This is a genomic window from Corynebacterium sp. P3-F1, assembly GCF_030503635.1.
Lineage (GTDB): Bacteria > Actinomycetota > Actinomycetes > Mycobacteriales > Mycobacteriaceae > Corynebacterium.
The window spans coordinates 1,198,404-1,222,094 of the sequence record NZ_CP129965.1 but is presented as its reverse complement, the minus strand read 5'-3'; the positions used below and the strand labels follow the sequence as shown (position 1 = coordinate 1,222,094).

The 23,691-nt window shown below is 59.7% G+C and carries 17 protein-coding genes and 2 rRNA genes; 12 read left to right on the top strand and 7 right to left on the bottom strand.

Annotated features, from left to right (window positions below):
* Window positions 1-10 precede the first annotated feature (10 nt).
* Window positions 11-316, bottom strand: a complete 306-nt coding sequence (locus tag QYQ98_RS05660; protein WP_302007813.1) for a hypothetical protein — start codon at window positions 314-316, stop codon at window positions 11-13.
* Between QYQ98_RS05660 and QYQ98_RS05655 the strand changes: the two genes are divergently transcribed.
* The 7 genes from QYQ98_RS05655 (at window position 219) to dnaB (ending at window position 8,425) form a co-directional block, all read left to right on the top strand.
* Window positions 219-2,480: a transglycosylase domain-containing protein gene (locus QYQ98_RS05655; protein WP_302005934.1), complete on the top strand. Its 2,262-nt coding sequence runs from the start codon at window positions 219-221 to the stop codon at window positions 2,478-2,480. The genes QYQ98_RS05660 and QYQ98_RS05655 overlap by 98 nt on opposite strands.
* An 85-nt stretch (window positions 2,481-2,565) precedes the next feature.
* Complete coding sequence (locus QYQ98_RS05650; protein ID WP_302007696.1) at window positions 2,566-4,020, top strand: glycosyltransferase family 87 protein; 1,455 nt, start codon at window positions 2,566-2,568, stop codon at window positions 4,018-4,020.
* Window positions 4,021-4,209: 189 nt separating this feature from the next.
* On the top strand, window positions 4,210-4,653 hold the full coding sequence (locus tag QYQ98_RS05645; protein WP_302005933.1) for a hypothetical protein: 444 nt from the start codon (window positions 4,210-4,212) through the stop codon (window positions 4,651-4,653).
* Window positions 4,654-4,801: 148 nt separating this feature from the next.
* Window positions 4,802-5,092 carry a 30S ribosomal protein S6 gene (rpsF, locus tag QYQ98_RS05640; protein ID WP_302005932.1) on the top strand — a complete coding sequence of 97 codons (291 nt, stop codon included), beginning with the start codon at window positions 4,802-4,804 and terminating at the stop codon, window positions 5,090-5,092.
* A 169-nt stretch (window positions 5,093-5,261) separates the two neighbouring features.
* The gene (locus tag QYQ98_RS05635; RefSeq protein WP_302005931.1) at window positions 5,262-5,852 is read left to right on the top strand and encodes a single-stranded DNA-binding protein; all 591 of its coding nucleotides are present in this window, start codon (window positions 5,262-5,264) and stop codon (window positions 5,850-5,852) included.
* Between the two features lie 48 nt (window positions 5,853-5,900).
* Window positions 5,901-6,353 (top strand): 50S ribosomal protein L9, encoded by a 453-nt coding sequence (gene rplI, locus QYQ98_RS05630; RefSeq protein ID WP_302005930.1) that lies wholly within the window; start codon window positions 5,901-5,903, stop codon window positions 6,351-6,353.
* A 551-nt stretch (window positions 6,354-6,904) separates the two neighbouring features.
* Complete coding sequence (gene dnaB / locus QYQ98_RS05625; protein WP_302005929.1) at window positions 6,905-8,425, top strand: replicative DNA helicase; 1,521 nt, start codon at window positions 6,905-6,907, stop codon at window positions 8,423-8,425.
* Between the two features lie 24 nt (window positions 8,426-8,449).
* On the opposite strand, the gene QYQ98_RS05620 is transcribed toward dnaB, so the two are convergent.
* From QYQ98_RS05620 to QYQ98_RS05600, 5 genes are all read right to left on the bottom strand, one after another.
* Window positions 8,450-9,784, bottom strand: a complete 1,335-nt coding sequence (locus QYQ98_RS05620; protein WP_302005928.1) for an MFS transporter — start codon at window positions 9,782-9,784, stop codon at window positions 8,450-8,452.
* 53 nt (window positions 9,785-9,837) lie between these two features.
* Window positions 9,838-12,057, bottom strand: a complete 2,220-nt coding sequence (locus QYQ98_RS05615) for a cation-translocating P-type ATPase (RefSeq protein ID WP_302007695.1) — start codon at window positions 12,055-12,057, stop codon at window positions 9,838-9,840.
* A 200-nt stretch (window positions 12,058-12,257) separates the two neighbouring features.
* Window positions 12,258-12,461 (bottom strand): heavy-metal-associated domain-containing protein, encoded by a 204-nt coding sequence (locus QYQ98_RS05610; protein ID WP_302005927.1) that lies wholly within the window; start codon window positions 12,459-12,461, stop codon window positions 12,258-12,260.
* A 99-nt stretch (window positions 12,462-12,560) separates the two neighbouring features.
* Window positions 12,561-13,775, bottom strand: a complete 1,215-nt coding sequence (locus QYQ98_RS05605) for an IS30 family transposase (RefSeq protein ID WP_302007689.1) — start codon at window positions 13,773-13,775, stop codon at window positions 12,561-12,563.
* 426 nt (window positions 13,776-14,201) lie between these two features.
* A complete protein-coding gene (locus QYQ98_RS05600) occupies window positions 14,202-14,405 on the bottom strand; it encodes a transporter (protein ID WP_302005926.1) in 204 nt (67 codons plus the stop codon).
* A gap of 134 nt (window positions 14,406-14,539) precedes the next feature.
* Between QYQ98_RS05600 and trxA the strand changes: the two genes are divergently transcribed.
* A complete protein-coding gene (trxA, locus tag QYQ98_RS05595) occupies window positions 14,540-14,917 on the top strand; it encodes a thioredoxin (protein WP_302005925.1) in 378 nt (125 codons plus the stop codon).
* A gap of 166 nt (window positions 14,918-15,083) precedes the next feature.
* A complete protein-coding gene (locus QYQ98_RS05590) occupies window positions 15,084-15,980 on the top strand; it encodes a PspA/IM30 family protein (protein ID WP_302005924.1) in 897 nt (298 codons plus the stop codon).
* Between the two features lie 87 nt (window positions 15,981-16,067).
* On the opposite strand, the gene QYQ98_RS05585 is transcribed toward QYQ98_RS05590, so the two are convergent.
* Window positions 16,068-17,444 carry an NYN domain-containing protein gene (locus tag QYQ98_RS05585; RefSeq protein WP_302005923.1) on the bottom strand — a complete coding sequence of 459 codons (1,377 nt, stop codon included), beginning with the start codon at window positions 17,442-17,444 and terminating at the stop codon, window positions 16,068-16,070.
* Between the two features lie 218 nt (window positions 17,445-17,662).
* Here QYQ98_RS05585 and QYQ98_RS05580 point away from each other — a divergent pair, with 218 nt between their 5' ends.
* From QYQ98_RS05580 to QYQ98_RS05570, 3 genes are all read left to right on the top strand, one after another.
* A complete protein-coding gene (locus QYQ98_RS05580) occupies window positions 17,663-18,037 on the top strand; it encodes a GntR family transcriptional regulator (protein WP_302005922.1) in 375 nt (124 codons plus the stop codon).
* A gap of 661 nt (window positions 18,038-18,698) precedes the next feature.
* Window positions 18,699-20,215, top strand: a 16S ribosomal RNA gene (locus QYQ98_RS05575).
* A 380-nt stretch (window positions 20,216-20,595) separates the two neighbouring features.
* A 23S ribosomal RNA gene (locus QYQ98_RS05570) occupies window positions 20,596-23,668 on the top strand.
* Together the 16S and 23S rRNA genes form the textbook arrangement of a ribosomal RNA operon.
* Window positions 23,669-23,691 lie beyond the last annotated feature (23 nt).

The window sequence follows — 23,691 nt, the reverse complement described above, 5'->3', positions numbered from 1 at the left end:
GTACTCTGTCCTAGAGGAATCTAGTAGGCAGGAACACTTCATTGGCACGAGAAACTGACTCCGGCAGCACATCCGGCAAGAAGGCGTCCGCGTCGCGCCGGGACACGTCGAAAAGCCGGGACACGTCGACTAAGAACTCAACGTCGAAGAGCACGTCGAAGAGCTCAGCGTCGGCTAAGAATAAGCAATCGACGGGCAAGAGTACTACGAAGGACTCCATGAAAAGCTCCGTGAAGAGCTCTAAAGCGGGGTCTTCCTCTAAGTCTGGTGCTTCGTCTTCATCTTCGTCTTCGTCCTCGAGTACGAAGGTGACCAAGAAGAAGAGTCGCAAGGGCCAATGGTTGGCTGCCTTTGCCCTAGCGCTCGCCCTGCTACTGGCGGTGCCGCTTACCGTCTTCGGTGTGAAATACGTGCGGGCGGATTTGCCCCAGCCCGGTGGGATTGAGACAGCACAAGTCTCCACCATCTTCGCCAACGACGGCACCACCCAGCTCGCACGCATCGTCCCGGCCGAAGGTAACCGTGAGCAGATTCCACTCGACGAGGTGCCCAAGCACGTCCAAGATGCGGTTCTCGCTGCTGAGGACCGCGACTTCTGGGAGAATTCCGGTTTCTCCTTCACCGGTTTCGGTCGCGCGGTGCTTGGCCAACTGACCGGCAACGACAGCGCGGGTGGTGGTTCGACCATCACGCAGCAGTACGTGAAGAACACCATCGTCGGAAACGAGCGCTCCTACCAGCGCAAGTTCAACGAGTTGGTCTACTCGATCAAGATGACCCGCAACTGGAGCAAAGAGGACATCCTCGCCGGCTACCTCAACACGATCTACTTCGGCCGCAACGCGTACGGCATCCAGGCCGCGTCGAACGCCTACTTCGACAAACCTGCCTCGAAGCTCACAGTTGAAGAGGGGGCGGTTCTGGCCAGCCTCATTCAGCTTCCCAGCCAGCTGGACCCGTGGAACAACGAGCAGGACTCGATGAACCGCTGGAACTATGTGCTCGACGGCATGGTCGAAATGGGGGCGTTGAGCCCCGAGGAGCGTACGGGCGCCAAATTCCCGGATACGCGCGACCCACAGACGTACTCCGCTTACACGGAAGCAACCGGCCCCAACGGTTTGATCAAGAACCAGGTCATCGCAGAGCTGGCCCAGGTGGGTATCAGTGAGGCCGATGTGACGAACCGTGGCCTGCAGATCACCACCACTATCGACCAGCGCACTCAAGACCAAGTCCTCGAGACCGCTGAACAGCAGCTGAGCCTGCTGCAGGAAGATGCCCGCACTGGCGTCGTGGCCATTGACCCGGCGACCGGAGCAATTAAGGGCTACTACGGTGGCGACGACGCGAGTGGTTGGGATTACGCCAACGCCGGTCTGCAGACTGGGTCCGCCTTCAAGATCTTCGGTCTCGCTGCAGCTCTCCAGCAAGGTATCCCCTTGTCGGCGTACTACGATTCCTCGCCGGTCACGGTGGGTAACAGAACCATTAACAATGACTCCGGCCAATACGGCGGTGTGACCAGCCTGTCGGAGGCGCTGAAGAACTCCTACAACACCTCTTTCATCCGCGTGCAGTCCGATTTGGACAACGGTGCGCAGGACACGGCCGACATGGCGCACGCTCTTGGTGTGGCACGCGAACTGCCGAACGTGCCGGAGACTCTCACTGAGAACGGCGGCACACCGTACGACGGCATCATCCTCGGCCAGTACCAGTCCCGTGTGCTGGACATGGCCACCGGTGTTGCCACCCTGATTAACCGCGGTGTGTGGCACCCGCCTCACTTTGTCCAGCGCGTCACCTCGGCCGACGGCGAGGTGCTCTACGAGTTCAACCCGGACTACAAGGAGCGCCGCGTGTCCAGCCAAGTCGCGGACAACGTGGTCGAGGCGATGCAGCCGATCGCCGGCTGGTCGAATAAGTCTTTGGCAGGCGGCCGCCCCTCCATTGCCAAGACGGGCACTGCGCAGATGGGCGACACCGGAGCGAATAAGGATGCTTGGATGGTCGGTGGCACCCCGCAGCTCGCAGTGGCTGTGTGGGTGGGCACCTCGGACAACACCTCCCCCATCTACAACCAGTGGGGCGGCAACATGTACGGGTCGATGACTCCAGGCTCGATCTGGAAAGGCGTCCTCGACGGCGTGCTAGAGGGCCAGGATTTCGAGGAATTCCACCCGGCCACACCGATCAACTGGGGCATCAACCCGTACTCCGGTGGCAGCTACGGCGGGGGCACGGCGCCGAGTTATCGGAGTTACCAGAGCTACCAGAGCTACGAGAGCTACGATGGTGGGTATTCGGGTGGCCAGCAGTACTCCGCCCCGACTAACCAGGCTGAGGCGCCGGCTGCACCGGCCCCAGCACCTGCCCCAGCTCCGGCACCTGCCCCAGCTCCGGCTCCGGCTCCGGCCCCGCCTGCGCAGGAGCCTCAGGTGGATATCGGAGGCTTGATCAACGAGTTGGTCGGATAGCGTGGCCCCACAGCGAAGCGGCACGACATGGCCTGACCCGGCTGACCGCGTTCAACCCGGTAGAACGGAGCCCGCAGCGACCGGAATGATGAACGTCCTCGGCGGGACAATGGGGCGGTTCGCCCAGATCGGCCGCGGCCGTTGGTGGACGCCGCTGCGCACGGTCATTGCTGTCGGGTGGGCCTTCCTAGCGCTGGGCGTCCTGTCGAAGTCCAACTGCGCTCGGGGCAAGCTTGTCGACGGCGCGATGCAGCTCAACTGGGACGGCAACCGCCAATACACCTCGTTCTGCTACAACGACATCGTCCCCCTGTACGGCGGGCGCGGGCTCGACCAGCCAGGTTTCGTCTACGACTATTCGTGGGTGGAAGGCGACATCACCCGGTACATGGAGTACCCGGTTCTGGGAGGACTATTCCAGGGACTCATGGGGTGGATCGCCAGAGCGACCTACCCGGTCGTCGATAAGCTGCTGCCCGATTCCGGCTGGTACTTTTACCTGACTGCTCTCGTCATGGCCGTGATTTGGGTGGCCACCGCGCGGATGGTCGCGGAACTGGCTGGCAACCGCATCTGGGACACGATTCTGGTCGTAGCCTCTCCCCTGCTCATCGTTCATGCGTTCACGAACTGGGATATCCCGTCGATCGCGTTCGCGGTTGGAGCGATGCTGGCTGCTCGCAACAAGCGTTTCTGGCTGGCCGGCGTCCTCATCGGAGCGGGAACCGCATTCAAGCTGTGGCCGCTCTTCCTTCTGGGCGCATACTTGGTGGTCTTCCTACGGCGCAAGGATCTGTTGCCGTGGTTCAAGCTGACTGTCGGCGCGGCCGCGACCTGGCTGGCAGTAAACGTGCCGCTGATGCTGCACAATTACGATTCCTGGCATGAATTCCAGCGCCTTAATACTGAACGCGGCTGGGAATGGACCACCATTTACGCCGTGATCTCCCGGGTGACCGGATGGAGCGGCTTCGATTCCAGCGATGGTGCGCCCGTCATTTTGAACACCGTGACTCTCGTGCTGTTCCTTGCTGGCTGCTTGTTCGTCTTCATTGCGGGCCTGAAAGCGCCCCAGACTCCCCGCGTTGCGGAGCTCGTCGTGCTCATCGTCGGTTTTTTCCTGCTCTTCAACAAGGTCTGGAGCCCGCAGTACTCGCTGTGGTTCGTCGTTCCCGCAGTGCTCGCTCTCCCCTACTGGCGGCTGCTGCTGACGTGGATGACGGTCGACATGATGGTGTGGCCGATCCTTATGTGGCACATGATGGGAACAGACAACCTTGGGCTGCCCGGCGGCATGCTGAACATCATCGTCATCGCCCGGGACGCCTTCATCGTGGCGATCATGGTCCTAGCCGTGCAGCAAATGTTCGGTCGGCGCCGCGACAAAGTCCGCGAAGCTCACTTCGGCTGCGACCCGCTCATGTCCACCCCTGAGGACTGGAAGGAGGCGAAACGCGCATGGGTGCAACCACAATCCTCGGAATCTGTTCCATCGGCCTCGCATTCCTCCTCTTTGTCGGCTGTTACTGGACAGTCGTGAACGACAAGCCCGTCGCTCTGTCTGTCGGACTTGGGCTGGCGGCATTCATCTTCATGACCTTCGTTCCGGTCTTCTTGGCCGTGTTCGTGGCAGCCCCGAACGCCGGGTAATAGCGTGCGCTGAGAGCTCCTGGGCGTCCTCGCCCTCGCGTTCCGTTCGCCGGACGTATGTAGGGTGAACATCATGAGCATGAGGAAACTAACTACTACGACCGCCGCAACCGTTCTCGCCTTTACCCTTGCCGGATGCGGTGAGGCTGAGCAAGCTGAGGATGAAGCGGGCGACAAGGTCTCAGGTGCACCCTTCACGGCCGAGGTGCCCGACACCGCCGAGTCTGCTTCCCCCGGTACCAGCGGCGGGACAGACGATCAGGTTGTGGACGATCAGGTTGTGGCAGCCCAGCACGATCTTCCGGCACAAGTCAGCGGCTACACTGACGAGGCGCAATCGGAGGTGGGTGAAGAAAGCGTCGCTCCCGAAGACGTCGAGCGCCTCTTGGCCGCTGCCAACAACAAGGAGGCCGGTGTGGAAATTGAGTGGGATGACGGCGGTTACTGGGAAATCGGATTCGGCGACATCGACATTGACATTGACCCGTACGGCCTCGTCCTCGATGTCGACAGGGACGACTAGTCGCCTGGTCGCTCCGGGGAAAGAGGATTTCTCCCTGTTCGTCTACTGGGGTACGCTGGACGGGTTGCTTGACGCAACGACCCTCCTGCCACTGCCACACGGGCGGTGGCCGAAACCATTGAAACGACCATAGGAGGTGATGAGGTCCGTGCGTCACTACGAAGTAATGATCATTCTTGACCCGAGTCAGGATGAACGCACTGTTGCCCCGTCCCTGGACAAATTCCTCGAGATTGTCCGCAAGGATAACGGCACGGTGGAGAACGTCGATGTGTGGGGCAAGCGCCGTCTTGCATACCCCATCGACAAGAAAGAAGAGGGTGTCTACGCGGTAGTCACCCTGGATTGCGCATCTGAGACCGTTCAAGAGCTCGACCGTCGTCTCAACCTGAACGACAATGTCATCCGCACCAAGGTTCTGCGCACCGACAACAAGTAGGCGCTGAACTTAGAGAACGGGCGCACAGGGTGAAACCCCAGCGCAAGGGCTGTGTCACGCGCGATCTATACACTAGGGAGCGCAAGACGAAACAACGTCGATCCAGAACACTGCTCACTGAGTTCACATGGTTCTAACGGCCCGAACGGTTCAAAGGTAAGGACGAAAAATGGCACAAGGCGATACCCCAATCACTGTCGTAGGCAACCTCGTTGCCGACCCGGAGCTGCGTTTCACGCCGACCGGACTTGCGGTCGCGAATTTCCGCATCGCATCCACTCCGCGCGTGTACAACCGCGAATCCGGTCAGTGGGAAGATGGCGAAGCTTTGTTCTTGACCTGCAACGTGTGGCGTGAGGCCGCGGAGAACGTTGCGGAATCACTGAGCAAGGGCATGCGCGTCATTGTGAACGGCCGCCTGAAGCAGCGTTCCTACCAGAACCGTGAGGGAGAAAACCGCACGGTGTTTGAAGTGGAGGCCGATGAGGTCGGGCCTTCCCTGAAATACGCCAGCGCCAACGTGAGCCGGAACTCCCGCGACGGGAACTCCGGCCGCTCCGGTGGCGGTTTCGGCGGAAACCAGGGCAACCAGTTCCAGGGCGGTCAGTCCACCGGTGGTTTCGGTGGCGGCAACCAAGGGAACCAGGGTGGCCAGTCTGGCCAGAGTGGCCAGCAGAGCAACCAGCCTGCGAATGACCCGTGGAATTCCGCTCCTCCCGCCGGCGGTTTCGGCGGCATGGACGATGAGCCCCCGTTCTAAAGCACAACGACAACCCACCATCAACTTTCAGAAGGAAAGGTAAGGATTATGAAGCTGATCCTCACCGCTGCCGTTGATAACCTTGGTGAACCCGGCGATATTGTCGAGGTCAAGGACGGCTACGGACGTAACCTTCTGCTTCCGCGCGGCCTGGCCATCGTTGCCACCCGCGGCGCCGAGAAGCAGATTGAGGACATCAAGCGCACCCAGCAGGAGCGTGAAGTGCGCGACTTGGACCACGCAAAGGAATTGCGTGACCAGCTCGACCAGCTGGAGGGCGTCACCGTCAAGGTACGCACCGCCAATAACGGAAAGATCTTCGGCTCGGTCAAGCCGGCCGACATCGCCGACGCTGTCTCTGCAGCTGGCGGCCCGAACCTGGACAAGCGCCGCATCAACGTGCCGAAGGGTCTTGTGACCAGCACTGGCGGCTACCAGGTCAAGGTCCGACTCCACGATGACGTGGAGGGCAAGGTGAACTTCGAGGTCGTGAGCGCTTAACAGCCCGTCTCACGGCGATCGCTTCCAGCGATCCAATGACAACAGCTTTGGTGTGGGCCCCACTTGTGAGGAGTGGGGCCCACCCCCTTTTTTATGGCGGGAGTGCATCGCGTTTGCGCCAAAATTTTGCGAGCATTCTATGGTCCGATGGTGCGCACAGGTGCTGTGGATAAGTGGTGGAAAAATGTGGTGCGCTGCCAGCCAGAATGCCTTCGAGTTGCAAAAACTGCGCAAAAAAGTGCGTTCTTTCGGTATGTCAAACCTGCAGGCTGTGAAGGTATTCGCCATCAATGATGCATTTTGAAAATGAATAAATAGGCGTGTACGTGCATGCATAGCTTACTCTGGGGACAAGTGAACTGGTTCTCCACAACTTATCCACACGGTGGGGCGCACTGCTGTGGAGAAAGTCGTGGGATTTAGAGAAATTGTCCACAGGGGCCTGTGGATAACTGCCGGGACGGATAGTTTAGCGGACTTCGCGACACTAGGGTGGGTCAGGTCGCGGGGTAACATCTCACACGATCTGACAACGTGAAGGAGCGCGAAGAATGGCATCGGGGACAGCGGGAAACAACGGGGGTCAATCGGGGCAGGATGCCTACAGCGGCGGAGACAGCTTCGCCGATGAGGCTGTACCGCTTCCGCCGGAGCCAAGCGACGGGCCGGGAGACTTCCGTTCCAATTCCGATGGCTCCTCGAGTTATGGCCGGCGGCGGGGCTTCAACCAAGAGCGGTACGATCTCACCGAATACCGCCAGCCGCCGCACGACCGGAAGGCAGAGCAAGGCGTGCTGGGCGCAATGCTGTTGAGTCCCGCCACCGTGGTCGATGTCATTGAGCTGCTGCGGGTGGAGGATTTCTATTTTCCCGCCCACCAGCTGATCTACCAGGCCATTCTGGACTTGTATTCGCAAGGCTCCGAGGTCGATGTGCTTATTGTCAGCGGCCGTTTGGACCGCTTGAACCAGCTGGAGCGCGCTGGAGGCGCACCGTATCTGCACACGCTGATCTCTGAGGTGCCCACATCGGCGAATGCGCGGTATTACGCCGACATCGTGGCGGAGAAGTCCACCTTGAGGCAATTGGTGGATGCCGGGACACGTGTGGCGCAGCTCGGTTACGACGGTGCGGACGGCATGGAGATCGAATCCTTGGTTGACCGCGCCCAGCAGGAAGTCTTCGCAGTGGCCCAGCAGAAAACAGGGGAGGATTACCGTGCTCTCGCTGACCTGCTCAAGCCCACGGTGGACGAGCTGGCCGCGTACGAGAAGGACGGTGGTCTCGCCGCCGGTGTGCCCACCGGATTCATCGACTTGGACCGGCTCACGAACGGCCTTCACGCGGGTCAGATGATCATTATCGCGGCGCGTCCCGGTGTGGGTAAGTCGACTTTGGCGATGGATTTCGTGCGGTCCTGCTCGATCCACAACGGATTGACGTCGGTGATCTTCTCTCTGGAGATGAGCGCCTCCGAAATTGTCATGCGCCTGCTCTCCGCCGAAACGGAGATCAAGCTGGCGGCCATGCGCTCAGGCCAAATGGAGGAATCCGACTGGGAAAAGCTCACCCATCGTCTCCGCGAGATTCAGGCGGCCCCGATCTTCGTTGATGATTCCCCCAATCTGACCATGATGGAGATTCGGTCGAAGGCCCGCCGGTTGAAGCAGCAGCACGGTTTGGACTTGGTGGTGCTGGACTACATGCAGCTGATGAGCTCGGGCCGCAAGGTGGAATCACGTCAGCAGGAGGTGTCAGAATTCTCCCGCCAGCTTAAGTTGTTGGCCAAGGAGCTGGAGGTTCCGGTCATTGCCATTTCCCAGCTCAACCGTGGGCCGGAGGCTCGCACCGACAAGCGCCCACAGCTGGCCGACCTGCGTGAGTCCGGTTCGTTGGAGCAGGATGCGGACATTGTCATGCTGCTGTACCGCCCCGACTCCCAGGACCGCGACAACGAGCGTGCCGGCGAGGCCGACATCATTGTGGCCAAGCACCGCGGAGGGCCGATTGACACCATTGCCGTGGCGCACCAGCTGCACTACTCGCGCTTTGTCAACATGGCCCGCGGTTAATTCCGCCAGCGACGAATTTAACGTCTAATCCAGCGCCTTGCCCGTTTGCTCGGGCAGCGTGAGGGCCGCAATGCATGCGAGTGCGAATGCCGCGGCGAAGACACCGAAGACTGCGGCTGGGCCACCGATGGCGAGTACCGGCGGCACAATCAGGGGAGCAATGATCGACCCGATCCTGCCGAATGCGGCCCCAGCCCCAGTACCGGTGGCCCGGATGGCGGTAGGGTAGAGCTCCGGACCGATGGCGTAGAGTGCGCCCCAGGCACCGAGGTTGAAGAACGACAACAGGCATCCGGCGGCGATGATTTGCCACGGTGCCGCAGCGAATCCGTAGAGGACAGCCGACAAGGCAGACCCAGCCAGGAAGGCCGACAGCGTGATGCGACGGCCCCACACCTCGATCAGCCAGGCGGCCGCTGCGTAACCGGGCAGCTGGGCGGCGGTGATGATGAGCGTGAAGGTAAACGACCGCACGAGGGTGAATCCTTGGTCCACCAGCAGCGACGGGATCCAGATGAACGCGCCGTAGTACGAGAGGGAGACCCCGAACCAGACTGCCCAGAATGCGGCGGTGCGCCGACGCATATCGGGGCCCCAGATTCCCCCACGCGCTGTCTTCTCCTCGGCGGTAGGCGCGGGTGTGGGTGAGTAGTCGATCCGTGTCGGGTCTGCTTCGGCTTCGAAAGACTGCACAATCGCTTCAGCCTCGTCGTGGCGGCCGACCGATTCGAGGAAGCGGACCGATTCTGGCAGGCCGAGCCGGACGTAGATGGCGTAGAGAGCGGGCACTGCGCCGAGGGCGAAACCCCACCGCCATCCGTTTTCGCCCTGGGAAACAACGAACGTTCCAATCACAGCGGCCATGATCCAGCCGACCGCCCAGAAGGCCTCCAGCAGAACGACCATCCGTCCGCGGACCTTGCGCGGGGAGAATTCGCTGACCAGCGTGGAAGCGACGGGCAGCTCTGAACCCAGGCCGAGGCCGACTAGGAATCGGAAAACCATCAGCGCGCCGACGGACCAGGCGAGGGCGGATGCACCGGTGGCGAGGCCGTAGAGCAGCAGGGTAGCAGCGAAGACTTGGCGGCGGCCGATCTTGTCAGCGAGCAGACCGCCGACGGTTGCGCCGACGGCCATTCCGATGAAACCGATCGAGGCGATCCACGAGGTGGTGGATTTATCCAGGTCCCAGTGCACAGCCAGTGCGGCGATGATGAAGGAGACGAGACCCACATCCATCGCGTCGAGCGCCCAACCGATGCCCGAGCCGAGGAGCAGCCGTTTGTGCTTCCCGGTCACCGGGAGCCGGTCGAGGCGTTCATTGCGGGACAGCGTGTTTGCGCTGGCAGGAGAGCTCATAGCCGGAAATCTTAGCCAGCGCTAATGGGTGAGCACTAGGCAAAAGCCAAAATCTATTCAGCTACGGTGTCCTCCCGCAGAGGGCGGAACCGGTTCAAGCGTAGCGAGTTGGACACGACGAAGACGGAGGAGAATGCCATCGCGATACCCGCAAGCATCGGGTTGAGCAGACCGGTTGCAGCCACGGGGACAAGGATCACGTTGTAGGCGAACGCCCAGAACAGGTTGCCCTTGATGGTGCGCAAAGTCTTGCGGGAGAGTCGGATCGCGTCCACGGCAGCCGACAGGTCGTTGCCCATCAGCGTGATATCGGCGGCTTCGATCGCGACATCGGTGCCCGATCCCATGGCCAGGCCCAGGTCGGCGGTGGCTAACGCTGCGGCGTCGTTGACACCATCGCCGACCATGGCGACGACCTTGCCGTCGGAGCGCAGCTTTTCGACGACCTCGACTTTGTCTTCCGGCAGTACCGACGCGGTCACACTGGCGGGGTCGATGCCGACGGCTTCTGCGGCAGCGTTGGCGGCACCCGGATTATCACCGGTGAGCAGGTAGGGGGTCAGCCCCAGATCGCGCAGGTCGGCGATAGCTTGCGCGGAAGTCTCTTTCACAGTGTCGCGCACGGCAATCACGCCGGCATCGGTGCCGTCGACGGTCACGGACACTGCTGTGGCGCCGGCTTCTTCGAGTGCGCGCGCCCGTTCTCCTGAGCCGCGGGCGACGGTGACAGACGCACCGTCGACAACCGCCCCGACGCCCTGGCCCGGGGTGCTGGTGAACTCCGTTGCCTCCGGGACTGCTAGAGAAGAAGCACCGGCAACGATGGCGCGCGCAATCGGGTGCTCCGAACCGGATTCGACAGCAGCCGCAAGCGCAAGCAGCTCGTCGGCGGTGAAACCGTTTGACGGCTCGACCGCGTCCACAGCCATTTCACCGGTGGTGACGGTGCCGGTCTTGTCCAGCACGATGGTGTCCACGCGCCGGGTGGATTCCAGCACCTCCGGGCCCTTGATGAGCAGACCCATACGTGCGCCGCGGCCGGTACCGACCAGGATCGCGGTCGGGGTGGCCAGGCCGAGAGCACACGGGCAGGCAATGATGAGCACTGCCACAGCCGCCGAGAACGCCTCCGGGTTCGGGTGCCCGAGAAGGAGGTGCGCAACGAGCGTGATCAGCGCAATCACTATGACCGCAGGAACGAACACGCGAGAAATGCGGTCCACGAGCTTTTCGACGGGCGCTTGCCCCGCCTGCGCCTGACGCACCAGTTCGCTCATCTGCGACAGGGTCGTCTCGGAGCCCACGCGAGTCGCTTCGACGACGAGGCGGCCGGTCTGGTTCACTGTCGCCCCGGTCACTGTGTCGCCCTCAGACACCTCGACCGGGACAGACTCGCCGGTGAGCATCGAGTTATCCACCGCGGACGACCCGGAGACCACCCGGCCGTCCGTTGCGATCTTCTCGCCTGGGCGCACCACGAACTGGTCGCCCACGGCCACTTGAGAAACCGGCACTCGGATCTCCTGGCCGTCGCGGATCACTGCGGCATCCTTCGCGCCCATTGTGGCGAGGTCGCGCAGTGCCTCGGACGATTTGCCCTTGGCCTTGGTCTCGAACCACCTGCCCAGGAGCAGAAATGTGATCACCACGGCGACCGTTTCGAGATAGATCTCGTCGGTGCCGTCGCCGTGCCCACCGGTGGAGAACGGGTGCATCTCCATGGTCATGCCCGGCTCTCCGGCGTTGCCGAGGAAGAGCGCCCACACCGACCACAAGTAGGCGGCGGTGGTGCCCATGGTGATCAGCGTGTCCATGGTGACGGTGCCGTGGCGCAGGTTCGTCCACGTCGCACGGTGGAACGGCGCGCCAGCCACCACGTAGACCAAGGTGGTCAGGGTGAACACGGCCCACTGCCAGTAGGTGAACTGCAGCGCCGGGATCATGGACACGAGCATGATCGGCACGGAAAGCAGCGCCGACCAGATGACGGTGTGTTTGAGGGAATCGGCCTCATTCTCCCGCGCCAGATCGATGCTGTCGTACGGGTCATGGGCACCAGCGGCAGATTCAGCGTCGTCATCGCTGCCAGCGGCTGACATCGCGAAAGCGTCGTAGCCTGCATCCCGCACCACCTGGATCAGCGCTTCGCGGTCGGTGCGTTCTGGGTCGTAATCCACCGAGGCTGTCTCGGTGGAGAAATTCACGTTGGCTTCCACCCCGTCGACCTTGTTCAACTTCCGCTGCACACGGGACGAACAGGACGTGCAGGTCATGCCTGTCACGCCCAAGTCAAGGTGTTCGAGCTGGTTCGAGGCCGCAATCGGAGCCGGAGTGCCCACCGCGCAATCATCCCTTCGTTCACGTCGTTCGCGCTTCACTCACTTACGTGAAACATAGAAAATGGCCCGGACATTCCCGCATCCGGGGAGTATCCAGGCCAACACCGGGCTTGTCCGGCCGCGCACTGTGCGCTTTAGACCAGCGTGTATCCGGCTTCTTTCACCGCTGCCGCGATTTGGTCGCGCTCGAAGCCCTCGCCGGTGACGGTGACGGCACCGGTGTTGTGATCTGCGGTCACCGCGGTCACGCCGGGGACCTCACTGACCTCTTCAACAATGCTGGCTTCGCAGTGGGCGCAGGACATGCCCTCAACGGTGTACTGAGTCTGATCTGCCATAGTGATCACCTTCCAAAAAGGTCGCGTTCCCGAAAACGGGATGAACGGTGCCCATGGTAGGACGTTCTAGGCGGATTCTAGGGGTCGTTGCAACATTTCCTAGCTTTCAGCTAAACCTAACAGCTCCGCCATCCGCTCCGCAGGAGTAGCAAAACCCAACGTCTTACGCGGCCGACAATTCAACCGATGAGCAACAAGCTCCAACTCCTCCCGCCCATAAACACTCAAATCCGCACCTTTCGGAAAATACTGACGCAACAACCCATTAGTGTTCTCATTCGTCCCCCGCTGCCACGGCGACCCCGGATCACAGAAATACACCGGACAATCCGTCGCAATGCTAAACGACCTATGACCAGCCATCTCTGAACCCTGATCCCAGGTCAACGACCCCCGAAGATGCTGCGGCAACGTCATAATCGCCTCCACCAGCGCATCACGCACCGCCACCGCACCATGCCCATCCGGCAAATGCAGCAACATCACATACCGCGTCGTCCGCTCCACCAACGTCCCAATCGCAGACCTTCCACCTGCACCGATAATCAGATCACCCTCCCAATGCCCCGGCACAGCCCGATCCTCAACAACAGCAGGACGATCGGCAATCATGATCATCGGATCAATAAACCGACTCCTCGCAACACGCTGACCACGCGGTTTACGCCGCGTCCGCCCCGTACGAAGGGCATGGGCCACCACCTTCTTCAACTCGCCTCTGGCCTGGCAATACAGCTCTTGATAGATCGTTTCATGACTCACATGCATAGTCTCATCGCCAGGGAATTCCCTGCGCAACCGGCCAGCCACCTGCTCAGGGGAAAACTCCATCCGCAACCACTGCCACACCTGCTGTTTCAACCGCGGATTCGCCGCAATCTTCGACACCTTCGGCCGAAACCTCCGAAGCGTTGACTTCCGGTGCGCCTCATACGGGCGATAAATGCCATCATCACCACTATTGCGACTAATCTCGCGCGAAATCGTCCCCGGATCACGCCCAAGCTCACGCGCAATCGCCCGAACCGATAAATTCCGATTCACCCGATCCGCGATGCGCTCCCGCTCCACCAACGACAAGTACCGCCGGTCAATCACCTTCTCCACCGCAGCCTGCGGCAACACCTCCACCGGAACACTGACCCGGCCATCAACATACGCAAGAACCTGCATAAGCCGTTTATAGCGATAAACTGCCTGGCCATCAGGCACAAACGGCACACGCCGACCACGTGTTTTAATCACCCCCTTATCAACATCAAGCGCACCACGTAACCCCATCCCACACGCAGCTGCAGCAGAACGACGATCCAACCCACAGGCCCGAAGCTCCAAATACTCCACTCGCCGCGCCGTAGCCACAGCCCGCCGACCCTCAGGAGCAGGACGGGGCCGCGCACCAATCGATATCCCCACCCGGTATACCGACGAAGGATTCACACCCAACCGCCGCACAATATCCATTGGCGCGACATTCTGGGCAAACAACGCAACAATCTCGTCAACCACCTGTGACGACAACGTCTTATTCCGCAGTGGTAACCCATCACGATGCGCAATCCGATACGCCGTAGCTAACGACCATCCCAGATCCAGCCCAGCCGCACGCACCGACAAACCATCACCCACCACCAACTGGTGGAACCGAGTGATCTCCTCAACCGGTGGATCCCACCGTGACACCGTCATCACCAACACCAACCCTTCAGATCAGTGTTGCAACGACCACTAGAACTTAAGCTATTCGCCGATAAGCGAAAAGCCCGCGTATTCGGCGGCGAGCGAAATTTGTTCGTCGGTGAATCCCTCGCCCCGCACGCGCATGATGTGCTCGTCCGCCTCGATCTTCACACCCTGAGTGCCCAGAACCTGACTCACCTCGTCCTTCAACTTCGCCACCGAAGCCTCGTCCGTGGGGCCTTCGAAATGGTAGTTCTTGGTCACGTGCTCTCCTTAGACAGCTGATTGCTCCGCGAGGGAATGAAGCAAGCGTTGATAGGGTTGAATCAACACAGACCCCGCTTTCACGGGGAACTTCCTAAATATGAGGTTACTAGAGCAGTTAGAGGAGCTGAAGAGTGAGTACCGTCAATGTAACTGAGGACACGTTCACCGAGACCATCGAGAACAACGACATCGTCATCGTCGACGCATGGGCAGATTGGTGCGGCCCGTGCAAGGCTTTCGCCCCGACATTCGAGAAGGCCTCCGAGCAGCACAACGACATCACCTTTGCCAAGCTCGACACCGAAGCTAACCAGGGTCTCGCCGCAGCTCTGCAGATTCAGTCCATCCCGACTCTGTTCGCCTTCCGCGAGGGCATTCTGCTCGGCCAGACCTCCGGCGCAATGCCGCCAGCTGGCCTCGAAGAGTTCATTCAGGCTGTCCGCGACGTGAACATGGAGGAAGTCCACCGCGACATCGAGCAGCAGAACGCACAGCAGGGCAACGCTTAAAAGTCGCCTGCTTATCGACGCATCACCTCCTAACGCCCCGCCCAAAGATGGCGTTAGGGGGTGATTTCGTGTGTTCTTCCTCGCCCGCGCACCGGCTCGTAGGCACGTAGACTCGGGAAACGAACAGGCTCGATAAGAGCAACCGACGAGCAAAGGACCCGCACCAATGGCTAATCCGTTCAGCAAGGGCTGGAAGTACCTGATGCAGTCGTTCGACTCCAAGATCGACGAGAACGCCGACCCGAAAATCCAGACCGAGCAGGCCGCGGCCGCGGCGAAGGAGCAGCACAACGCGATCACTCGCCAGGCAGCGGAGATCATCGGCTCCAAGAAGCAGCTCGAGCTGAAGATCAACCGCCAGCGGGACAAGCAAGCTGAACTCCAGCAAAAGACGCAGACCGCCCTGCAGATGGCTGACAAGGCAGCGGCCGAGGGTGATTCCGCGAAGGCGTCCCAGTTCAACACCACTGCGGAAACCCTCGCTGCCCAGCTCGTCGCTGTGGAGCAGGAGCTTCAGGACCTGTCCACCCAGTACGGCGCCGCCGAGCAAGCAGCCGCTCAGGCAGAGCAGCAGCAGAAGCAGTCCGAGGCGCGCCTGCAAGAGCAGATGAACGAGGTCAACCGCCTGCGCGCCCAGGCGGACCAGGCGAAGATGCAGGAGCACACCGCCCAGACTATGGACACCATCGGCCAGTTCAAGACCGACGACTCCGTGCCCACCTTGGACGGAGTGCGCGACAAGATTGAGCGGCGCTACGCCACCGCGCTCGGCCAGCAGGAACTGTCCGAATCCGGCGTGAACGGGGTCATGGCCGAGATCGAGTCCGGCCAGACCGATGTGGCGGCCAGTTCCAAGCTGGCGGAAATTCGCGCTGCCATGGAATCCGAGAACACGGGCCAGCTGACCGCCGGGACCGAGACAGGAACGGGCTCCGTCACGGATGCAGACACAGATGCCACGTTGGGCAACGCGTCGGGCGCGGAGGCTAATTCCGAACCCCAGGACGGGGAGCCGGCTGAGGAGAGCCTCGATCGTTTCGACGGTGAATCCCCGCAGGCCTAAGACTTAAAGAAACCTCGGGAGATCTCGAGAGACCCCGAGCGCCCGTAAGGAAAAGCCCAAAGTAAAAGCCCCGGACCGGGGCTTTTACTAGCTCTGCGAGCGGCGGATGTTGATCAGCACTCCGCGGATGCCGGAGTGAAAGCCGTCGCGCAGGTTCACGCGCTGGTGTTCGCTGAGCGTGTATTCGTGCAGAGTCTCGCAGGCGAACTGAAGCAGTGGGCGGTCAATTTCCGGGGGCAGGCCGCCACCCGAGAGCATGTGTGCCTTGTCGCGCTGTTCGCTTGAGGCGGCATTGTCGTACCACCACGTCGCGTACTGCTGGCCGACGTCGAACGGGGTCTGGAATCCGGAGGACGTCCACACCTCTTCCGGCAGCGGCACGTACCGCGAGCGGAGTTTCCGGCGCGGGGCCATCATCGATGGCTTCGGCATTTTACGCGGAGATGCCGCGGCGAGTTGCGCAGGTGAGGGCGGACTGGGCCGCGGGGAGCGGGCAGCCGGCGAGTGGCCCGACTGGTTCGTTGCCGACGGCTCGGCGGTATCGGACTCGGATGGCTCTGCGCACATCGCATCCACTGCGTCCACTTTTTCCCCGGTGTCTTCTGCGTTCATGGGGCCGTCCCTGGACTCAGTAGCTTCAGAGGCCGTGTGCTCCGAAGCAGCGGGATCGTCTTCCGCAGGTTGGCCAGCTGGGCGCAGCGGGGGTGCCAGACGGTCGCTATCCCCGCTGTCTGCCTCAGTGCCAGGTGGGGTGGAGGGAGAAGTGGCGCTTGTGCCGTCGATTAGCGCCTTGTCGGCGGCCGCGGATTCGGACAGCGGCTGCTCGCCATCGGGACGCGGAATATCGCACATGCCCTCCTGATCCTCTGCACCGGCGTCGTCCATGGGCCGTTCGTGGATGGTTGGCGGCAGCGGACCCTCGAGGACCTGGAGCTGCATGGCCTCGGCAAAATCCTCGCGCGGATCCAGAATGGTTGTGGAATCGCATGCGTGCCGCAGCGCCGACGACATGGAATCCCAGCCGAAACCGTACAGGTGCACGCGGATGCCGGCGTTCGTCGCTTCCTCGACGCCAGGGATCATGTCTGCATCCCCGCTGACCAGGACGAAGTCGGTGCACTGGCCGCGCATCGCGTTGACCACGATGTCGGCGACGAGACGCGTGTCCACACCCTTTTGTGTGCGGCGCTCGCCCCATTCAATGAGCTGGCCGGTGCGCAGCTGCACGCCGTCGCAGGTGCGCAGCGCGCGCTGGTAACGGTGTGGGCCGGAATCCGGGATGCCGTCGTACCAGAACTGGCGGTGAATCGGTTGGTGAAGTTGCTGGGTGATCATGCCCGAGAGGTTGTTCACCACCTCCGGGAGATCAATTTCTAATTGAGACCTCGCTCCTGTCTCCCACGAGTTGTAGAAACTCGCGAGCAGATATGACGTGTCCACAAAGACGAGTGTGCGTTCAAGCATGGCTCCTAAATCCGTATCTATTCATGTAGCTAAAGAAATTTGTTGCCCTCCCAGTGTGCCTCTTTTGCGCGACGCTCGCTGCTGCACGGCGCTGAACAGTGAAAACAGGATTACCGGGGAGGGGGCTGCGCCTGGTTTGAGGTAGCCGTTGCAACGGCGCCCCATTGGTTCTACGGTTAATTACTAGACCGACGAACCATTAAGGCTGGGGGTGCCCGGTGGTAAACGAGACCCAACCGCTCTTCATGCAGATTGCGCAGCTCATTCAAGACCAGATCATGGACGGTGAACTCCAACCCGGACAGCGCGCCCCCTCGACGAACGAGCTCGCCGCCTTCCATGGCATCAACCCCGCAACCGCACGAAAGGGACTGACACTTCTTGCGGAAGCCGGAGTCCTAGAGAAGCGGCGCGGTATCGGAATGTTTGTCACCCCAGGTGCGCGCGAACGCATCGTAAGCAGGCGCCGCGAGGACTTCGCGGGTCAACACATCGCGCCGCTTATCGACGAAGCCGTGCGCCTGAGCTATGCCCGCACCGAACTTCACGATTTGATCAATCGTGTCGCGGAGAGCAGGGGAATGTATCAGTAGCGGTTCGGCGGTAACGGTTTATCGCGGCTCAACCGTTAACGTACGCCGTAAAGTGTTGAACAAGGGGCATCAAAAACAGGCAATGGCCTGCGGGTTTGTGTTGTTGTGTGGTGTGTGTGTAGGTTTATTCGAGTCAGCGCGACCGACAGCGCCCCGCTGGATTGTGGTTCTGGTGAGTTGGCGGTAGGAAAACGAGTGTTGGCGGATCCTTTTTGCTCACTGCGCATTGGGCGATTTTGTTTGGTGTGTGGGTGTGTGTAGGGTCGTTTAAGCCTCTTTGATGGTGAGCGGTTGTTGCCGTTTGTTGTTGGGTGTGCGTGTGTTGTGTGAGAACTCGATAGTGTGCCAATTGTTTTTGTCTGGTTGGTTTGTGTGGCTGTTTGTGCACTTTTTGGTGTGTGCTGGTCGGTGTTGTTTGAACCATTGATGGGATGACACTGTTCTGGTTGGTTGCATTGGCTGATTGGATGTTTGTTGTTGCTCTTTTCTCCTCGTCGGAGGGGGTGGCAATGTGGATGGACCCTTTTGTGGGTTTGTTCTAGTAATTTTTGGATTGCCAGGCTGCATGATGCGACGGGTTTTTGTTGTGTTGTGTGGTGTGGTTTGTTTTGGTTGGGTTTTGGGCTTTTCACGGCCTGTTTCACTGGTTTTGTTGAAACTTTTTGTGGAGAGTTTGATCCTGGCTCAGGATGAACGCTGGCGGCGTGCTTAACACATGCAAGTCGAACGGAAAGGCCCAAGCTTGCTTGGGTGCTCGAGTGGCGAACGGGTGAGTAACACGTGGGTGATCTGCCCTGCACTTCGGGATAAGCCTGGGAAACTGGGTCTAATACCGGATAGGACTGCCGTTTAGTGTCGGTGGTGGAAAGTTTTTTCGGTGTGGGATGAGCTCGCGGCCTATCAGCTTGTTGGTGGGGTAATGGCCTACCAAGGCGTCGACGGGTAGCCGGCCTGAGAGGGTGTACGGCCACATTGGGACTGAGATACGGCCCAGACTCCTACGGGAGGCAGCAGTGGGGAATATTGCACAATGGGCGCAAGCCTGATGCAGCGACGCCGCGTGGGGGATGACGGCCTTCGGGTTGTAAACTCCTTTCGTCAGGGACGAAGCGAAAGTGACGGTACCTGGATAAGAAGCACCGGCTAACTACGTGCCAGCAGCCGCGGTAATACGTAGGGTGCGAGCGTTGTCCGGAATTACTGGGCGTAAAGAGCTCGTAGGTGGTTTGTCGCGTCGTTTGTGGAATACCGCAGCTTAACTGTGGGGTTGCAGGCGATACGGGCATAACTTGAGTGCTGTAGGGGAGACTGGAATTCCTGGTGTAGCGGTGGAATGCGCAGATATCAGGAGGAACACCGATGGCGAAGGCAGGTCTCTGGGCAGTAACTGACGCTGAGGAGCGAAAGCATGGGTAGCGAACAGGATTAGATACCCTGGTAGTCCATGCCGTAAACGGTGGGCGCTAGGTGTGAGTCCCTTCCACGGGGTTCGTGCCGTAGCTAACGCATTAAGCGCCCCGCCTGGGGAGTACGGCCGCAAGGCTAAAACTCAAAGGAATTGACGGGGGCCCGCACAAGCGGCGGAGCATGTGGATTAATTCGATGCAACGCGAAGAACCTTACCTGGGCTTGACATACACCGGATCGGGCTAGAGATAGTCTTTCCCTTGTGGCTGGTGTACAGGTGGTGCATGGTTGTCGTCAGCTCGTGTCGTGAGATGTTGGGTTAAGTCCCGCAACGAGCGCAACCCTTGTCTTATGTTGCCAGCATTTGGTTGGGGACTCATGAGAGACTGCCGGGGTTAACTCGGAGGAAGGTGGGGATGACGTCAAATCATCATGCCCCTTATGTCCAGGGCTTCACACATGCTACAATGGTCGGTACAACGCGCAGCGATACTGTGAGGTGGAGCTAATCGCCTAAAGCCGGCCTTAGTTCGGATTGGGGTCTGCAACTCGACCCCATGAAGTCGGAGTCGCTAGTAATCGCAGATCAGCAACGCTGCGGTGAATACGTTCCCGGGCCTTGTACACACCGCCCGTCACGTCATGAAAGTTGGTAACACCCGAAGCCAGTGGCCTAAACTCGTTAGGGAGCTGTCGAAGGTGGGATCGGCGATTGGGACGAAGTCGTAACAAGGTAGCCGTACCGGAAGGTGCGGCTGGATCACCTCCTTTCTAAGGAGTTTATTTTTTCTGGCCCACGGTTGTGGGTTGTTGTTGGTTGAGTGCCTGTGTGTGGTGCTGCTGACGTTTTTTGAAATTCCAGGTGGATGCGCATCTTTCCCGGTTGGATGCTGGGGTGTGTGTGGATGGTTGTGTGGGCCTGCTGGGCGGAAATGATTGGTGCACTGTTGGGTGTCTGGGGCAGCACATGGTGCTTGCATGCATGGTTTGTGTGTGTGGGTGGTTGTTCCTGGTGGCTTACTGCTTGCTGGCTGGCATGGTTGTGTGTTGGTTGGTGGTGGTGGGTGTGGTGTGTGAGAACTGTATAGTGGACGCGAGCATCTTGTTTTTTGTTTGTGTGTGTTTTGTTTGTGTGTTGGGTTATTCGTGTGTGTTTGTTGTTTAAGGGCGCATGGTGGATGCCTTGGCATGCTGAGCCGATGAAGGACGTGTGAGACTGCGTTATGCCTCGGGGAGTTGTCAACAAAGCGTTGATCCGAGGGTGTCCGAATGGGGAAACCTGGCCGTGGTTGTGTGCGGTTACCCGTCAGTGAATGCATAGCTGGTCGGGGGGTGACGCCGGGAAGTGAAACATCTCAGTACCGGCAGGAGAAGAAAATAATAATGATTCTGCTAGTAGCGGCGAGCGAACGTGGATGAGGCTAAACCGTGTGCGTGTGATACCTGGCAGGGGTTGCGTGTGCGGTGTTGTGGGGTGTGGCTGGTCGTGTTCTGCCAGATGCGTCCACATGGTGCGTGTGTAAGCGGAAGTGGTCTGGGATGGCCCACCGGAGTAGGTGAGAGTCCTGTACGTGAATGTGCATGTGCGTGTGGTGGCCATATTTGCCCCGAGTAGCAGCGGGCTCGTGGAATCTGCTGTGAATCAGCCGGGACCACCCGGTAAGCCTAAATACTCAGTGTGACCGATAGTGGATAAGTACCGTGAGGGAATGGTGAAAAGTACCCCGGGAGGGGAGTGAAATAGTTCCTGAAACTGTGTGCCTACAATCCGTCAGAGCACCTCTTTGTGTGTGATGGCGTGCCTTTTGAAGAATGAGCCTGCGAGTCAGCGGCATGTCGCGAGGTTAACCCGTGTGGGGTAGTCGTAGCGAAAGCGAATGCTAATTGTGTGTTGTAAGTGGCATGTCCTGGACCCGAAGCGGGGTGATCTACCCATGGCCAGTGTGAAGCAGCTGTAAGAGGTTGTGGAGGCGCGAACCCACGTAGGTTGAAAACTGCGGGGATGAGCTGTGGGTAGGGGTGAAAGGCCAATCAAACTCCGTGATAGCTGGTTCTCCCCGAAATGCATTTAGGTGCAGCGTCGCGTAGGTGTGCCGGAGGTAGAGCTACTGGTTGGTTGAGCGGGACTATCATCTTAGCAATGTCAGCCAAACTCCGAATGCCGGTTACATGTGTGCGCGGCAGTGAGACTGTGGGGGATAAGCTTCATAGTCGAGAGGGAAACAGCCCAGATCGCCGGTTAAGGCCCCTAAGGGTGTACTAAGTGGAAAAGGATGTGTAATCGCGAAGACAGCCAGGAGGTTGGCTTAGAAGCAGCCACCCTTGAAAGAGTGCGTAATAGCTCACTGGTCGAGTGGTTGCGCGCCGACAATTCAGTGGGGCTCAAGTACACCGCCGAAGCCGCGGCAGCAGTATTGCTGGGTAGGGGAGCGTCGCATGTGGGGTGAAGCATGATCGTAAGGGCGTGTGGACTGCATGCGAGTGAGAATGCAGGCATGAGTAACGAATGATACGTGAGAATCGTATCCGCCGAATGACTAAGGGTTCCTGGGTCAAGTTCGTCTTCCCAGGGTGAGTCGGGTCCTAAGGCGAGGCCGACAGGCGTAGTCGATGGTCAACGGGTTGATATTCCCGTACCCGTATGTATGCGCCCAATGATGAACCGGTGATACTAACCACCCTGACCGCCTGCCATGGCCATCTTTGATGGTTGGGTGGGTGTGATGCGTGGGGCCTGATCTGTAGTAGTCAAGTGATGGGGTGACACAGTTTGGTAGCTACGCCACTTATTGGATTGTGGTGCAAGCGTGCAGCACGGCACCTAGTGAAATGCGGGTGCCATAAGTGCCAGGCGTGATGCGTAACCCTTATTGGGTGATGGTGGTGATCCTATGCTGTCGAGAAAAGCCTCTAGCGATGTGTATGTACGGCCCGTACCCGAAACCGACACAGGTAGTCAAGTAGAACATACTCAGGCGGTCGGGTGAACTGTGGTTAAGGAACTCGGCAAATTACCCCCGTAACTTCGGGAGAAGGGGGGCCACAACAGGTGAACCGGTCATGCGTCGGTGAGCGTGTTGGGGTCGCAGAAAAGAGAGGGAAGCGACTGTTTATCAAAAACACAGGTCCGTGCGAAGACGGTTAAGTTGATGTATACGGACTGACGCCTGCCCGGTGCTGGAAGGTTAAGAGGACCTGTTAGGACACCTGTCCGAAGCGGAGAATTTAAGCCCCAGTAAACGGCGGTGGTAACTATAACCATCCTAAGGTAGCGAAATTCCTTGTCGGGTAAGTTCCGACCTGCACGAATGGCGTAACGACTTCCCTGCTGTCTCAACCACAGGCCCGGTGAAATTGCACTACGAGTAAAGATGCTCGTTTCGCGCGGCAGGACGAAAAGACCCCGGGACCTTCACTATAGCTTGGTATTGGTGTTTACTGCGGTTTGTGTAGCATAGGTGGGAGACTATGAAGCGCTCACGCTAGTGGGTGTGGAGTCGGCAAGTGAAATACCACTCTGACCGTAGTGGATGTCTTAACCTTGGCCCATGATCTGGGTTGGGGACAGTGCCTGGTGGGTAGTTTAACTGGGGCGGTTGCCTCCCAAAGAGTAACGGAGGCGCCCAAAGGTTCCCTCAGCCTGGTTGGCAATCAGGTGTTTAGAGTGTAAGTGCACAAGGGAGCTTGACTGCGAGACCAACACGTCGAGCAGGGACGAAAGTCGGGACTAGTGATCCGGCACCTACTTGTGGATGTGGTGTCGCTCAACGGATAAAAGGTACCCCGGGGATAACAGGCTGATCTTCCCCAAGAGTCCATATCGACGGGATGGTTTGGCACCTCGATGTCGGCTCGTCGCATCCTGGGGCTGGAGTAGGTCCCAAGGGTTGGGCTGTTCGCCCATTAAAGCGGCACGCGAGCTGGGTTCAGAACGTCGTGAGACAGTTCGGTCTCTATCCGCCGCGCGCGCAGAAACTTGAGAAAGGCTGTCCCCAGTACGAGAGGACCGGGACGGACGTACCTCTGGTGTGCCAGTTGTTCCGCCAGGAGCACCGCTGGTTGGCTACGTACGGAAGGGATAACCGCTGAAAGCATCTAAGCGGGAAGCCTGTTTCAAGATGAGGTTTCATAGGTTCCCCATAGACGATGGGGTTGATAGGCCAGATCTGGAAGCACCGCAATGTGCGAAGGTGACTGGTACTAATACACCAACCAACAAACCACAACGTGCACCCAACCTAGGGCAC

What these genes read in the sequence shown, in the direction of transcription:
- QYQ98_RS05650 (WP_302007696.1), top strand. Translation starts at nt 2,566, where the DNA reads ATGATGAACGTCCTCGGCGGGACAATGGGGCGGTTCGCCCAGATCGGC.
- QYQ98_RS05655 (WP_302005934.1), top strand. Translation starts at nt 219, where the DNA reads ATGAAAAGCTCCGTGAAGAGCTCTAAAGCGGGGTCTTCCTCTAAGTCT.
- QYQ98_RS05590 (WP_302005924.1), top strand. Translation starts at nt 15,084, where the DNA reads ATGGCTAATCCGTTCAGCAAGGGCTGGAAGTACCTGATGCAGTCGTTC.
- rplI (WP_302005930.1), top strand. Translation starts at nt 5,901, where the DNA reads ATGAAGCTGATCCTCACCGCTGCCGTTGATAACCTTGGTGAACCCGGC.
- QYQ98_RS05615 (WP_302007695.1), bottom strand. Translation starts at nt 12,057, where the DNA reads ATGACCTGCACGTCCTGTTCGTCCCGTGTGCAGCGGAAGTTGAACAAG.
- dnaB (WP_302005929.1), top strand. Translation starts at nt 6,905, where the DNA reads ATGGCATCGGGGACAGCGGGAAACAACGGGGGTCAATCGGGGCAGGAT.
- QYQ98_RS05635 (WP_302005931.1), top strand. Translation starts at nt 5,262, where the DNA reads ATGGCACAAGGCGATACCCCAATCACTGTCGTAGGCAACCTCGTTGCC.
- QYQ98_RS05610 (WP_302005927.1), bottom strand. Translation starts at nt 12,461, where the DNA reads ATGGCAGATCAGACTCAGTACACCGTTGAGGGCATGTCCTGCGCCCAC.
- QYQ98_RS05620 (WP_302005928.1), bottom strand. Translation starts at nt 9,784, where the DNA reads ATGAGCTCTCCTGCCAGCGCAAACACGCTGTCCCGCAATGAACGCCTC.
- QYQ98_RS05645 (WP_302005933.1), top strand. Translation starts at nt 4,210, where the DNA reads ATGAGGAAACTAACTACTACGACCGCCGCAACCGTTCTCGCCTTTACC.
- QYQ98_RS05585 (WP_302005923.1), bottom strand. Translation starts at nt 17,444, where the DNA reads ATGCTTGAACGCACACTCGTCTTTGTGGACACGTCATATCTGCTCGCG.